The organism is Pantoea sp. B_9 (assembly GCF_008632015.1).
GTDB lineage: Bacteria > Pseudomonadota > Gammaproteobacteria > Enterobacterales > Enterobacteriaceae > Pantoea > Pantoea dispersa.
The window spans coordinates 224,387-238,651 of record NZ_VWVL01000007.1 but is presented as its reverse complement, the minus strand read 5'-3'; the positions used below and the strand labels follow the sequence as shown (position 1 = coordinate 238,651).

Below are 14,265 nucleotides of genomic sequence, written 5' to 3'. Positions count from 1 at the left end.
TGACGCGCCCGCATCGCGCTTTTTAGCGCGATCGGTCATGCAATTATCACTGCACCTGCCCGCCACGCATCGTCTGCTGCAGCGACTGCGTATCCGTCGTCACCGACAAACTGCCTTCTGCGCTGGTACGCAGCGGGGCGTCCGCGCTGAGCGAACCCTTCAGCTGCAGCTGCAAATAACTGCTACCGCTCAGCGGCAGCGCAGGCCAGCCCCAGTTTTGCAGCACGTTTGCCGGCACCGCCTGGCCTTTCAGGTTCAGCGTAAACGGACGCTGTGCTTCCTGTCCTGCGGTTGCCGTGCCTTCCAGTAATCCGCTGCCGTTAAAGGCGCTCATCTCGCTGACCTCAATCTGCCGATCGCTGGCGTTCAGGCTAATCGACGGATGGCGCAAATCGGTGCGGTTAAAGGTGGCTTCCGCCGCGTTAAAGCTGGCTTTGCCCGCCCAGATGCCCCATTGATGCTGGCGCGCCAGCAGCAGATTCTCTGCATTACCGTCGAGCGCGGTCATCTGGAACGGAAAGGCCGGATTGATATCAATCACTAGGTTACGGTTAGCCGTCGCGCGCTTCACCAGCACGCTATCCAGCCAGCCCGGCAGCGTCTGCTGCCAGCGATCGCGCCAGTTTTGCGGCAGCGTGTATTCCAGGCCGGCAATGGCTAAATCGTCAAGCGTCAGGCGCTTATCGCTGCGCGTCCAGCTGCCGCTGGCGCGAATCACGCCGTTGACCCAGCGTGAGCTGAACTGCGTCAGCTGAATGCCCTGCGGTGAAAATTCGGCGTTGACGATCGGATCGTTGAGTTCAAAGCTGCCGTTAATAAAGTTGCCGGCGTTCATGGCCAGCGAACCGTCGTCGCTCTGCCAGTCATCGCCGCGTAGCGTGATGTTTTTCAGGGTCAGATCGAGATCGGTCACCGCCCAGTCCGGGCCCTGCAGGCGCGCATCGGTCATATCCAGCCGGTTGATGCTCACCGAAGGCACGTCACGCAGCGGACTGAGGAACTCGCTCAGGCTCTGCTGAGTTTGCAGGCGGATATCGTTAAGACGCAGCTGGTTGATTTGCCAGTTACCCTGCGCGTCGCGCTCGGCACGTCCGGTCATTGAGCCGCGCGCCAGATCGGCGCCGATATTGCTCAGCACCAGCCGGCGTTTGGCGATATTGCCCTGCAGCAGCACGTTGTTACCGGCGACGCCGTCCAGCGTCATGGCACCTGCGCTCATCTGGAACTGCGCATCGCTGCCCAGCATATCGTCAGGCGTGGGCTTCCACGGCACAATGCCGCCGTTGACCCGCTGCGCCGCCAGCGGCAGGGCGCTGTGCGGGCTTTCGATCTGCACATTATTGAGCTGCAGCCGGTTGGCCTGAATCGGCAGCGTGGTTTGTGGTGACTGGTTAGCGAGGTTGATGTCGCCGTCGCGCACTTCAATGCTGTCGAAATGCAGCGGATCGCTGAACTGCACCAGTGCCAGACCGAGATCGACGCGCTTCGCCACCAGCACCGCCGGCTGGCCGTCGTGGCCGAAGCTGAAGTCATCCAGGATGATGTGGGAAGGCGAGGAGAAGTTGTGCTCAATCTTACTCAGTGACAGATGCCAGGCGGTTTTATCGCTTACCCAACGGCTAAACCAGCCTGCGCCCCACTGGGTTTGCAGCAGCACATAGAGAACCACCAGCGCCAGCAGAATCAGCAGTAACAAGGTAAGGAAAAACTTGCCTAAAAATTTCATCGCATCCATCCATCCCGATATTTATCCGGTGAGTGGTTGTTATGCCTGAATTACCGTTACAGCTCAACAGCCTGGATGAAAAAGCGGATAAATAACAGGCAGGCCGTAGCCTGCCAGCAGCATTACTTTTCCTGCGGAAAGACGAGGTTAAGCACGATAGCGGTGATACCCCCGGCGGCGATGCCGGATGACAGCAGGGTTTTCAGCCAGTCCGGGGCAAATTGCAGAATCAGCGGCTGTTGCGATACGCCAAGGCCCACCGCCAGCGACAGCGCGATGATCATAATGGCGCGGCGATTGAGTGGTTCGCGCGACACGATGCGCACGCCAGAAGCGGCAATGGTACCAAACATCACGATGGTGGCACCGCCCAGTACCGGTTCCGGAATATGCTGCACAAAGCCGCTCACCGCCGGGAACAGGCCGAGTACGATCAGCATCAGCGCCACCACAAAGCCCACGTAGCGGCTGGCCACGCCGGTCAGCTGAATCACCCCGTTGTTCTGACCAAAGCAGGAGTTAGGGAAGGTGTTGAACAGCGCCGACACAAACGAGTTGAGACCATTGGCCAGCACGCCGCCTTTCAGGCGCTTCATATACAGCGGACCGCTGACCGGCTGTTCGGAGACATCGGAGGTGGCGGTAATATCGCCGATGGTTTCCAGCGAGGTCACCATAAACACCAGCATCAGCGGGATCAGCAGATTCCAGTCAAAACCCAGGCCGTAATAGAGCGGCGACGGCACGGCCAGCAGCCCCTGGTTGGTTGGTGCTGAGGTAGCGGGCAGCATATCCAGCGCCCAGGCCAGCGCATAACCCACTGCCATGGCGATCACCAGCGACGCGACGCGCAGATAAGGGTTGCGCTGGCGGTTGAGCAGGATGATGACCAGCAGCACGGCACCGGCCAGCAGCAGATTTTTCGGCGCCCCAAAGCTGTGATCGTTCATGGCGGCGAAGCCACCGCCAATCGAGGTCAGGCCGACCTGAATCAGCGACAGACCGATAATCATCACCACAATGCCGGACACCAGCGGCGTGATGATGCGGCGCGCGAGGTGCAGCACGCGTGACAGCAACATCTCAGTACAGGAAGCCACCATCAGGGTACCAAACAGCGCTGCCATCATGGTCGGCACATCGGCGCCGCCGTTTTTCAGCGCCATACCGCCCATGATCAGCGGCGTGACAAAGTTAAAGCTGGTGCCCTGAATCGACAGCAGGCCAGAACCCACCGGTCCCCAGGTTTTAATTTGCAGAATGGACGCCACGCCCGAAGCAAACAGCGACATGCTAATGATGTGCTGCGTGTCCTGCGCCGGTAAGCCGAGCGCCTGGCAGATCAGCAGTGCCGGGGTAATCACCGCCACAAACATCGCCAGCAGATGCTGGCAGGCAGCAAACAGCGTTTGCGGCAGCGGCGGACGATCTTCAAGACGGTAAATCAGTTCACTTTTGCTCTCGCCTGGCGCAGTGGCAGGCTGGCGGGATTCAGCAGTATTGACGGACATGGTGGCTTCTCAATAACAACAAAGGGGCGATTTTAAACGGTTGCGTTGTGAAAGCAATCGTTTGCAATGCCCCTTTTAGTTGCGATTGATCTAGAGCGTAAACACCGTGCGGCAGCGGCTGTCATCCTGCTGCCACGCCTGCTCTACCTCACTCAGCGGACGCTGCTGAAAAGCGATGGAGAAGTCACTTTCAGCGGCGGCGTTCAGCATCTCACCAATACAGGCGATCAGTTCGCTGTCAGAGACGCTGCCCAGTCCGCTGCCCATCAGCGTCAGCCCGGATGAGCGCAGCAGTTTACTGTGCAGTGCGATCTCCTGCCCGCTGAGCGACCCAATCTGCACGAAGCGCACCGTTTTCTCACCGCCGGCCACGGCCGCATGCATGATGTCGAGCGCACTCTGGCCCCACAGATAATCCAGCACCACATCAATGCCCTGCTGCATCAGCGCTGGCAGCGCGCCGGGCAGTTCATCCAGCATCAGGATGATATCCGCGCCCTGCGTGCGCAGCTGCTCCAGCACCGCGCGGTTACGGCCGGTGGCGATGATTTTCCCGGCACCGAGGTGACGCGCAATGCGCACCGCCAGCCCGCCGGAGGTGCCGGTTGCGCCGTTGATCAGCAGGGTTTCACCTGCCTGAAACTGCGCGCGACGCGTCAGTGCGGCCCACGAGGACATGCCGGGATTGGCGATTGCCGCAGCCAGCAGCGGATCAAGCGTCGGCGGCAGCGCAACCACCGCTGCAGCCGGCACCCGGGTCTGCTGCGCCATACTGCCCCACGGTGCGCTAAAGGCGAGAAAATAGACCGGATCGCCGTTGCTCAGCGTGCCGGTGCCATCAATACCGGCGATAAACGGATAGTGGCTACCGGCGCTGTAATGGGCGCCGGCGGCCCGCGCTTTCGCCAGCTGGCTGATGGCGGCGGCCTTCACCGTCACCACCACATGCTGTTCATCGGCCTGCGGTGGCGGGAAATCGCCCCATACCGGTTTCTCACCTGCGGCACTGACAATGGCTGCTTTCATGTTTCACCTTCAGTTCATCGGATAATATGTGTAATATGCACACATTAGGCCTGCTCTGGGATGACGTCAATGAAAAGTGTGCAAAATACACATAATAATGCCAGCTTCGATGATTTGCACAATGCGCTGCTGATGATCGTCGGCACCTTTAATCGTCCGCAACGTGATGAATTACTGATAAAAGAGTCCGGTATCCAGCTGGATCGCGCCCTGTTTCCGTTGCTGATCCAGATTGGCCGCTTTGGTCCCCTCGGCGTGGTCGAGCTGGCCGATCGCGCCGGGCGCGATTACACCACCGTCAGCCGCCAGGTGGCGAAGCTGGAAGAGCTGGGGCTGGCGCAGCGGCAGAAAAATGCCAGAGACAAGCGGGTCAATGAGGCGGTGATCACGGCAGCGGGAAAAGCGATGACGGATAAAATCGACGCGGCGCGCACCCAGATCTATCAGCAGCTGTTCGCTGGCTGGCCAGCCGAAGAGCGCGCGAAGTTAACGCGCCTGTTACAGCGCTTCGTCGGGGATTTTATGGCGGTGGATCGACAGTCGCAGCTGGATTAAGCGTGGCTGTAGCGCTCGGTTTCCGGCAGCCAGCGCTCGATCAGCGCCTGGGCCTGTTCAGGATAATGCTGGTGAATATGGCGCGCCACGCGCTGCACTTCCGGAATCATGCTTTGATCGCGCAGTAAATCGGCGACTTTAAACTCGGCGTTGCCGGTCTGGCGCGTGCCGAGCAGTTCACCCGGACCGCGAATCTCCAGATCGTGCTGGGCGATGACAAAACCGTCGTTGCTGTCGCGCAGCACCTGCAGGCGTTTCTGCGCGGTTTTACTCAGCGGTGCTTTGTACAGCAGCACGCAGTGTGAGGCGACGGCACCGCGGCCAACGCGTCCGCGTAGCTGATGCAGCTGCGCCAGACCAAGTCGTTCCGGGTTTTCGATGATCATCAGGCTGGCGTTGGGCACATCCACGCCGACCTCAATCACCGTGGTGGCCACCAGCAGCTGGATTTCGTTGGCCTTGAACGCCGCCATTACCGCCTGTTTCTCCGCAGGCTTCATACGCCCGTGTACCAGACCGACCTGCAGGTCCGGCAGCGCCACTTTCAGCTCCTGCCAGGTGGCTTCCGCCGCCTGCGCTTCCAGCATGTCGGATTCATCGATCAGCGTACACACCCAATAGGCCTGACGGCCCTCGTGGCAGGCGCTTTGCACCCGGGTGATGATGTCGCTGCGGCGGGTATCGGGAATTGCCACCGTGGTCACCGGCGTACGGCCCGGCGGCAGCTCGTCAATGGTTGAGGTATCCAGATCGGCGTAGGCCGTCATCGCCAGGGTGCGCGGAATCGGGGTGGCCGTCATGATCAGCTGATGCGGATGGAAACCCTGCTCTTCGCCTTTTTCCCACAGCGCCAGCCGCTGATGCACGCCGAAACGGTGCTGCTCATCAATGATCACCAGCGCCATGCCGTTGAACTTCACCTGTTCCTGGAACAGCGCGTGCGTGCCCACCACCATCGCCACCTGACCGCTGGCAATCGCCTCCTGTTGCGCTTCGCGCGCTTTCCCTTTCTGCTTTCCTGCCAGCCAGCCAACTTCCACGCCAAGCGGCGCAAACCACTGGCGGAAATTACTGGCGTGTTGTTCTGCCAGCAGTTCGGTCGGCGCCATCAGCGCTACCTGCTTGCCGTGGGCGATCACGTTCAGCGCCGCCAGCGCAGCCACCAGCGTTTTACCGGAGCCGACATCACCCTGCACCAGGCGCATCATCGGGAAGTCATGCGCCAGATCGCGCTCAATCTCTGCGACCACGCGCCGCTGCGCCGCGGTGGGCGAGAATGGCAGCGCGGCCAGCAGTTTATCCACCAGTTGGTGGCGTGCCGGCATGGGCAGGGCGTGATGGCGCTGCGCGCCGGCGCGTACCGCCAGCATGCTGAGATTGTGCGCCAGCAGCTCTTCGAGAATCAGACGCTTCTGCGCCGGATGACGGCCGGTTTCCAGCTCGCTCAGGCGCAGGTCCGGCGGCGGCCGGTGCAGGGTGCGTAGCGCCTCTGGCAGACTGATCAGACCGCCGCTCAATTCCGGCGGCAGCAGCTCGGCAATCGGGCAGCTCTCCAGCAGCGTCAGTGCCTGATCGGTGAGATTGCGCAGCGTGGCCTGGCGAATACCTTCGGTGGTGGGATAGACCGGCGTCAGAGTTTCCTGCAGCTCAACGCCACCCAGCTCGCCCTGGACGCGATACTCCGGATGAATGATTTCGGCGCCGCGCTGGCCGCGTTTGATCTCGCCATAAGCGGTGACGCGACGGCCCGGCGCCAGGCTGTTTTTCATGCCGGCGTTGAAATTGAAGAAGCGCATCGTCAGCACGCCGCTGCCGTCGCTGATCTGGCATACCAGCATGCGGCGGCGGCCAAAGGTGATTTCGCTGTGCAGCACTTCACCTTCCACCGTCGCCCAGATGCCGGGCAGCAGATCGTTAATTTTGTACAGCTGGGTGCGGTCTTCGTAGCGCAGCGGCAGATGCAGCAGCAGATCCTGAATAGTAAACAGGCCGAGTTTCGCCAGCTTACCCGCCTGGCTGGCGCCGACGCCGGTCAGGGTACTGAGCGGAATGGCATCCAGCAGACGGCCTTTCATTTTTTACCCGTCGCTTGCATGGTGGCCCACCAGGCGGCATCGGCTTCGACTTCGCCCTGCGCGTTGATGTGCGGATAGGGCAGGCCCTTCTGCTTCGCTACGCGCGCCAGCACCGGATAACCGCCCTCAAACAGCAGGCGCTGCTGCTCATCCTCGTCCAGCAGGCTGTGCTGGCGGCGATACATGCCGGCGTTTTGCCGCTGACGCTGGGCTTCATACAGAATCAGCGCAGAGGCCACGGAGACATTCAGCGACTGCACCATACCGACCATCGGAATGATGATATCGCGGTCGGCCAGCGCCAGCGCTTCAGCGGTGATGCCGGTTTTCTCCTGGCCCATCAAAATACAGGTCGGTTTGGTGTAATCGATCTCGCGGAAATCGACCGCTTTGTCAGACAGATGGGTCGCCAGCACCTGCATGCCGCGATCTTTCAGATGGCGCACCGCATCAGCAATGTGGCGATGGGTTTTCACCTTCACCCAACTGTTACTGCCCGCCGACGCGGACACCATGGTGCGCATACGCACGCTGGGCCATACCGCGTGCACTTCGTGGATGCCGACGGCGTCGGCGGTGCGGATCACCGCAGAGACATTGTGCGGCTTATGCACCTGCTCCATGCAGACGGTGAGATCGTGCTGGCGCATGGCCAGCATCTCCTGGATACGAGCAAAACGTTGAGCGTTCATGCACTAATTACGGTTACGGTGAACTTTAATCACGTCCGGCATCACGCGGATTTTACGCATGATATTGGCCAGATGGACGCGATCGTTCGCGGTGAGGCGGATGAAGGCGCTGTAAACGCGGCCGTCACGCTCTTCGGTATTGAGGCTTTGAATATTCGAACCTGCGGTATTGATTGCCGCGGTCAGGTTGGCCAGCGCGCCCTGGTGATTAAACATATCCACCTTAATCTCGGCGACAAACTCCTGATCGGTCATTTTATCCCATTCAACCGGCATGAATTTTTCCGGTTCTTTCTGGTAGCCGCGAATGTTGCGGCAGGATTCGTGATGCACCACCAGCCCTTTACCGGGGCTGACATGCGCGACAATCGGGTCGCCAGGGATGGGACGGCAGCACTTGGCGAAGGTAATCAGCACGCCATCAGCGCCCTTGATTGGCAGCTTTTTACTGCGCTTGCTGCTGCCAGATGACGGTTCGCTGCCGGATTGCAGCAGGTTCTTCGCCACCACCACGCTCATGGCATTGCCGAGGCCAATCTCCGCCAGCAGATCGTCGATGCTGGAGAGCTTCATACGCTCCAGCTCCTGCTGAATATTCTCCGCCGGAATCTCGGCCAGCTTTTTACTGCCGCCGAGCGCGTGGCTCAGCAGACGACGGCCGAGGTTAACGGAATCTTCGCGCTTGAGGTTTTTCAGCAGCTGGCGGATTTTGGCACGCGCTTTTGAGCTGACCACAAAGTTGAGCCACGCGGCATTTGGCCGGGCGCCAGGGGCGGTAATGATTTCAATCGTCTGGCCGCTGGTCAGCGCCTGCGACAGCGGATACGGCTGGCGATCGACGCGCGCACCGACGCAGGCGTGGCCGATATCGGTGTGCACCGCATAGGCGAAATCCACCGGCGTGGCGCCCGCGGGCAGTTCGACGATGCGGCCTTCCGGCGTAAACACGTAGATCTCATCCGGGAACAGATCGGATTTTACGCTTTCGATGAATTCAAACGAGCTGCCAGCGCTCTGCTGCAGCTCCAGCAGGCTTTGCAGCCAGCGCTGGGCGCGAATTTGCGCGGTGGTACCGCTTTCGCCGGCTTCTTTATAAGCCCAGTGGGCCGCCACCCCCATCTCCGCCATCTGATCCATATCTTCGGTACGGATTTGCACCTCAACCGGCACGCCGTGCGGGCCGATCATCGAGGTGTGCAGTGACTGATAGCCGTTGGCTTTGGGAATGGCGATGTAATCTTTCACGCGTCCGGGACGCGGTTTGTACAGGCTGTGCATCTGACCGAGCACGCGATAGCAGGTATCGAGGTCTTTCACGATGACGCGAAAGGCATAGATATCCATGATCGAGTGAAATCGCTGCTCTTTCAGGTGCATTTTGCGGTAGATCGAATAGAGATGCTTTTCCCGTCCGCTGACGCGGCACGGAATGCCGGCTTCCTGCAGACGCCCGTCGATTTCCGACAGGATCTTCTGAATCATCTCTTTACGGTTACCGCGCGCCGCTTTCACCACCTCTTTAATCACGCGGAAACGGTTTGGATAGAGCGCTTCAAAGCCGAGCTCTTCAAGTTCCGTTTTCAGGTGATGAATACCGAGGCGGTGCGCCAGAGGACTGTAAATCTCCAGCGTTTCCAGCGCGATGCGCCGTTTTTTATCCGGACGCAGCGCGCCCAGCGTGCGCATGTTGTGCGTGCGGTCAGCCAGTTTGATCAGGATGACGCGAATGTCCTGCACCATCGCCATGATCATTTTGCGGAAGTTTTCAGCCTGCGCTTCTTTCTTGTCGCGGAATTTCAGCTTATCGAGCTTGGAAACGCCTTCCACCAGCTCGGCCACGCTTTTTCCGAACAGCTGTTCCATGTCCTGATAGGTGGCGGGCGTATCCTCAATCACATCATGCAGCAGCGCCGCCATCAGCGTTTCGTGGTCGAGCTTCATCTCGGCCAGAATGCAGGCAACCGCAACGGGATGGGTGATATAGGGTTCGCCGCTGGAGCGTGTCTGGCCCTCGTGGGCATCACGTGCGACAAGGTAAGCTTGCTTGAGGCGCTTGATTTGCTCCTCAGGCAAGTATTTTTCAATCAGCTGATTGAGGCTTTCAAACAGATACAAGGTTGACCTGCAGAGTGCTGTTAACGACGACCTTCAGCGATAGCGGTAACGGCTTGTAACTCAGCGGCTTCCTGCTCTTGCTGTTCCTGACGATCACGGACATCCAGAATCTGGTTGGTGATCAGGCCTTCTTCGATTTCGCGCAGGGCGATAACGGTGGCTTTATCGTTCTCTTCCGGAACCAGCGGATCTTTGCCGCCTACCTGCATCTGACGTGCACGACGTGCAGCGACCAACACCAGGTCAAAACGGTTACCAACTTTCTCTACTGCGTCCTGAACGGTTACGCGTGCCATAGGTGTGCTACTCCACAGATGATGAAGAAATGACTGGGCATAATACTGAAAGTGACTTCAGACTGCCAATAGTTTGCTGATTAAAGCATCATGTCGCGCTTTCTGGCGACCCATACGCAGACGTTCTGCGCGAATAATGGTTTTCAGATCCGACAGCGCCAGATCGAAATCATCATTAACAATCAAATAATCGTATTCGGCATAGTGGCTCATTTCTGCCACTGCCTGCGCCATGCGGCGGGCAATCACCTCTTCGCTGTCCTGACCGCGGCCGCGCAGGCGGCGATCCAGCTCTTCGGTGGATGGCGGCAGAACAAAGATGCTGCGTGCGGCCGGCATTCTCTGGCGAATCTGCTGTGCGCCCTGCCAGTCAATGTCGAGAAACACGTCAACGCCGGTCGCCAGCACCTGCTCAATCGCCGCGCGTGAGGTGCCGTAATAATTGCCAAACACTTCCGCATGCTCAAGGAAAGCATCCTCGGCGATCATGCGTTCGAATTCAGGCTTTGAGACGAAAAAGTAGTGTTCACCATGCGCTTCGCCGGGGCGCACGCCGCGGGTGGTATGAGAAACAGACACCTGCGTATCGTACAGCGGTTGTGTCTTTAACAGCGCCTGAATCAGGCTGGATTTACCTGCGCCGCTGGGGGCGGAAACAATATAGAGCGTGCCTTGAGCCATGGTTATCTTGAATTGAGTAAAGAGCGGAGTCGATTTCCTGCACAGTATACACGGCTTAAGCGCAGCACGCAGCGTTTGCCGCCCGCACGCGGCAATTCTTTTTCTGTGCGCGCCCTCCAGCGGCAGCGCAACTTTCTGCAATTCGCACAAAAATCCGTCAGCCTCGCTCCACAATCGGCTTTTTAACGCTGGTGTCACTCACCGCGGCACGCTGCAATCAGCAAAAAAGGAGGCGACGATGAAAGGATGGAGATGGCTGTGTGCGATGTTGCTGGCGGGATGTGCGAATGGGATGGCGGTCTGTCCCAACTGGTCACCGGTGCGCGCTGAACAGGAGATGGGCGTGCTGCACAACCAGCTGCGCCACTGGGATGATGCCTACTACCGTCAGGGGCAAAGCCCGGTAAGCGATGCCGACTACGACAGCCTGCAGCAGCGCTTACAGCAGTGGCAGCGCTGCTTCACGCCGGCGTTGCCCGGCTATGCGGCACAGCTCAGCACTGACGGCAGCACGCTGCACCCGGTGGCGCATACCGGCGTGCGCAAGCTGCGTGACAAGCTGGCGGTGGCCTACTGGATGCAGGATAAACCGGCACTGTGGGTGCAGCCGAAAGTCGATGGCGTGGCGGTGACGCTGGTGTATCGCCACGGCGAACTGGCTGGCCTGATCAGCCGGGGCGACGGACTGCGCGGTGAACAGTGGCTGGCGAAAGCACCGCACATTGCGGCGATCCCGCAGCATATCGCGACCGACCGTGCGGAAGTGGTGTTGCAGGGTGAACTGTTCCTGACGATGACCGATCACCAGCAGGCGCGCGATGGCGGTCAGAATGCGCGCGCCCAGGTGGCGGGCGCCATGATGCGGCGCGAAGCCAGTCCGCTGCTGTCGCGCATTGGCGTGTTTATCTGGGCATGGCCGGATGGGCCGCCGATGATGCAGGCGCGGCTGGCGCAGCTTACGAAGTGGGGCTTCGCCCTGACGCAGCAGTGGAGTCGCCAGGTCAGCAATGAAGAGGAGGTCGCAGCCTGGCGTGAGCGCTGGTATCGCCAGCCGCTGCCTTTTGTCACCGATGGTGTGGTGATTCATCAGTCACCGCAGCGCGTCGGGCGCGACTGGCAGCCCGGGCAGGGCAGCTGGTCGGCCGCGTGGAAATATCAGCCTGCCGAAGTCAGCAGCGAGGTGCTGTCGGTGGATTTCAACGTCGGACGCACCGGCAAAATTGCCGTGGTGCTGAACCTGCAGCCGGTGCAGCTGGAGGATAAAACCGTCCGGCGGGTCAATCTGGGCTCGTTGCGTCGCTGGAAGCAGTGGGATGTGATCGCCGGCGATCAGGTCACGCTGTCGCTGGCCGGGCTGGGTATTCCGCGGCTGGAACGGGTGATCTGGCGCGTGGCGCAGCGCGACTATCCCCAGCCGCCACAGGACAACGCATTCAATCCGCTGAGCTGCCTGCACTTCAGCCCAGGGTGTCGCGCGCAGTTTCTATCGCGCCTCAGCTGGCTGAGTCATAAGTCGGTGCTGGATATTGCTGGCATGCAGCGCAGTAGCTGGCAGCGCCTGCTGGACGGTGGCAGCATCAGCCACCTGTTCTCCTGGCTGACGCTCACGCCAGAGCAAATTGCGCAGGCACAGGGCATCTCTACCGTACGCGCCCGGCAGATCTGGCATCGCTTTAACCTGACGCGCCAGCAGCCGCTGCGCCGCTGGATCAGCGCGCTGGGCTTACCGCTGCCGCGCACGGCGCTCCAGGCGTTGCCCGATACGCAGTGGTCGCAGCTGCTGGCGCGTTCAGCCGACAGCTGGCAGCAGCTGCCGGGTATCGGCAACGTCCTGGCACAGCGACTGGTGACGATGCTGCAGGATGCGCGCCTGCAGTCGCTGATTCACTTTCTGCAGCAGCAGAATATCCCGGCGCAGCCGTCAGTGCTCGGGGTGGGGGTAGTTGAAAATCGGCAGACCGAGGCGGAAGCGCAGCGCCAGCAGGCGGGCGAAGAAGCCGAACAGTAGCGTGATGATCACCACCACTTCATGTGCCAGCGGCGTTTTCAGCAGCAGGATATACATCCAGCCGGAGGCAAAAGCGATACCGGCGTACAGCTCTTTCTGGAACACCAGCGGAATGCGGTTGCAGAACATATCGCGCAGCACGCCGCCAAAAACGCCGGTGATGACTGCGGCGATGGCGGCGATGATCGCCGCATGGCCGGAATCCAGCGCAACCTGTGCGCCGATAATCGAGAACACCACCAGACCCAGCGCATCCAGCACCAGAAACACTTTACGCAGATGATTCATCAGCGGCGCGACAAAGGTGGTGACCACGGCCGCCGCCGCGACGATCATGATGTATTCCGGGTGTTTCACCCAGCCGAGCGGATAGTGGCCCAGCAGGATATCGCGCACCGAGCCGCCGCCAATCGCCGTGACCGACGCAATAATAATGACGCCGAACAGGTCCATTTTGCGTCGGCCTGCCGCCAGCGCACCGGTCATTGCTTCGGCGGTAATTCCAATGATGTACAGGACGGTTAATAACATAGAGCACTCCAGTAAACTGGCGGCAAGGCTAAAGATTTCCCAGAGTGTAGACCACTGAGATTTTCTAAAAAAAGGTTTTCGGATTAGCCATCTTAATGGCGAGCCTGCTAATGGGCTTGTTACAGAGATAACGCGGTTATCAGCCGGTGTTTTCGCATCAATAAAAATGATGCGAGACGGCGGATCGGCCCTGATTTAAGTTTCGCCGATGATGTGTCGTACCTGATTAATGCCTGCTCATTCAGGCTCATCATTTACGGGCGCGACGTGCAGCAACTCTGGACAGGCATGAAAAAACACAGCGAAGACATCCTCTATTACTCCTCCGATAAGCTGGCGGCACTCGGGCTGGAAAGCCTGCTGACGGCATTACCGGTAGGCTGCCGGGTGCATGAGCTCTGGTCGCTCAGTACCGTCATCTCGCAGTGTGAAAAGCTGCGACCCCGCTTGCTGGTGTTTATCTTTCACGAAAATATGCCGCTGAGTGGCACCTTCAAAGTGCTGTATGCGCTGCAGCAGCAGTTTCCGGCTATGCAGGTGCTGGTACTGACGCGACGCCTGTTGCCGATGATGCACGCTCTCAGTCGTTATCTGCCCGGACTCAGCGTCCTCGATTTAAAGTCCTCACACACCGCGCTGTGTCGCTGCCTGCTGGCCTGTATCGCTGGCGGGATACCGCAGTTGCAGGAGGGGGCTGACATTCTGCTACCGGACCGGCAGCTGCGGGTACTGCTGATGATGGCGTGGGGCTACAACACGGAGCAGATTGGTAACCGGCTCGGTATCAGCCATAAAACGGTGAATGCACACAAGCTGAATGCGCTAACCCGCCTGCAGGTGAAAAGCAAAAACGACATGGCCGATCTGTTTATGGTGATTGATGAGCTGCGCATGCTGGTGGGATGGCTGCGCCTGCACCGCAATGGCAAGCGGAGCGAGCTGGCTTATCATTCGCTGGAAGAGTTACTGGAAGCATAAAAAGAAAAAAGCGTGCTGGTAACCAGCACGCGAACGCATCTTGCAGATGCCCAGAGCCCACCATACAGACT

The 14,265-nt window shown here is 59.6% G+C and carries 12 protein-coding genes; 3 read left to right on the top strand and 9 right to left on the bottom strand.

Annotated elements, in window-relative coordinates; all coding sequences use genetic code 11:
* Window positions 1-46: 46 nt before the first annotated feature.
* The 3 genes from F3I21_RS19625 to F3I21_RS19615 form a co-directional block, all read right to left on the bottom strand.
* Window positions 47-1,726, bottom strand: a complete 1,680-nt coding sequence (locus F3I21_RS19625) for an AsmA family protein (RefSeq protein ID WP_141497136.1) — start codon at window positions 1,724-1,726, stop codon at window positions 47-49.
* A 122-nt stretch (window positions 1,727-1,848) separates the two neighbouring features.
* Window positions 1,849-3,237, bottom strand: coding sequence for an NCS2 family protein (locus F3I21_RS19620; RefSeq protein WP_104189288.1), 1,389 nt, complete (start codon window positions 3,235-3,237; stop codon window positions 1,849-1,851).
* 90 nt (window positions 3,238-3,327) lie between these two features.
* Complete coding sequence (locus F3I21_RS19615) at window positions 3,328-4,263, bottom strand: zinc-binding alcohol dehydrogenase family protein (RefSeq protein ID WP_058759440.1); 936 nt, start codon at window positions 4,261-4,263, stop codon at window positions 3,328-3,330.
* A 69-nt stretch (window positions 4,264-4,332) separates the two neighbouring features.
* On the opposite strand from F3I21_RS19615, the gene F3I21_RS19610 reads away from it, so the two are divergent.
* Complete coding sequence (locus tag F3I21_RS19610; protein ID WP_058759439.1) at window positions 4,333-4,818, top strand: MarR family winged helix-turn-helix transcriptional regulator; 486 nt, start codon at window positions 4,333-4,335, stop codon at window positions 4,816-4,818.
* Here the strand turns inward: F3I21_RS19610 and recG are convergent.
* The 5 genes from recG to gmk are packed head-to-tail and all read right to left on the bottom strand — an operon-like array spanning window position 4,815 to window position 10,677.
* Window positions 4,815-6,893, bottom strand: a complete 2,079-nt coding sequence (gene recG, locus F3I21_RS19605; protein ID WP_150059592.1) for an ATP-dependent DNA helicase RecG — start codon at window positions 6,891-6,893, stop codon at window positions 4,815-4,817. The two genes, F3I21_RS19610 and recG, sit on opposite strands and share 4 nt — an antisense overlap.
* The gene (gene trmH, locus F3I21_RS19600; protein WP_058759437.1) at window positions 6,890-7,585 is read right to left on the bottom strand and encodes a tRNA (guanosine(18)-2'-O)-methyltransferase TrmH; all 696 of its coding nucleotides are present in this window, start codon (window positions 7,583-7,585) and stop codon (window positions 6,890-6,892) included. The genes recG and trmH overlap by 4 nt, the downstream gene beginning before the upstream one ends.
* A gap of 3 nt (window positions 7,586-7,588) precedes the next feature.
* Window positions 7,589-9,700, bottom strand: coding sequence for a bifunctional GTP diphosphokinase/guanosine-3',5'-bis pyrophosphate 3'-pyrophosphohydrolase (gene spoT, locus F3I21_RS19595; protein WP_150059591.1), 2,112 nt, complete (start codon window positions 9,698-9,700; stop codon window positions 7,589-7,591).
* Window positions 9,701-9,720: 20 nt separating this feature from the next.
* Window positions 9,721-9,996, bottom strand: coding sequence for a DNA-directed RNA polymerase subunit omega (gene rpoZ / locus F3I21_RS19590; protein WP_021314198.1), 276 nt, complete (start codon window positions 9,994-9,996; stop codon window positions 9,721-9,723).
* Window positions 9,997-10,053: 57 nt separating this feature from the next.
* Window positions 10,054-10,677 (bottom strand): guanylate kinase, encoded by a 624-nt coding sequence (gene gmk / locus F3I21_RS19585; RefSeq protein ID WP_021507104.1) that lies wholly within the window; start codon window positions 10,675-10,677, stop codon window positions 10,054-10,056.
* 238 nt (window positions 10,678-10,915) lie between these two features.
* Here gmk and ligB point away from each other — a divergent pair, with 238 nt between their 5' ends.
* Window positions 10,916-12,685 carry an NAD-dependent DNA ligase LigB gene (gene ligB / locus F3I21_RS19580; RefSeq protein WP_150059590.1) on the top strand — a complete coding sequence of 590 codons (1,770 nt, stop codon included), beginning with the start codon at window positions 10,916-10,918 and terminating at the stop codon, window positions 12,683-12,685.
* On the opposite strand, the gene F3I21_RS19575 is transcribed toward ligB, so the two are convergent.
* Window positions 12,599-13,216 carry a trimeric intracellular cation channel family protein gene (locus tag F3I21_RS19575; protein WP_031279636.1) on the bottom strand — a complete coding sequence of 206 codons (618 nt, stop codon included), beginning with the start codon at window positions 13,214-13,216 and terminating at the stop codon, window positions 12,599-12,601. The genes ligB and F3I21_RS19575 overlap by 87 nt on opposite strands.
* A 288-nt stretch (window positions 13,217-13,504) precedes the next feature.
* On the opposite strand from F3I21_RS19575, the gene F3I21_RS19570 reads away from it, so the two are divergent.
* Window positions 13,505-14,194, top strand: coding sequence for a LuxR C-terminal-related transcriptional regulator (locus F3I21_RS19570; RefSeq protein WP_150059589.1), 690 nt, complete (start codon window positions 13,505-13,507; stop codon window positions 14,192-14,194).
* Window positions 14,195-14,265 lie beyond the last annotated feature (71 nt).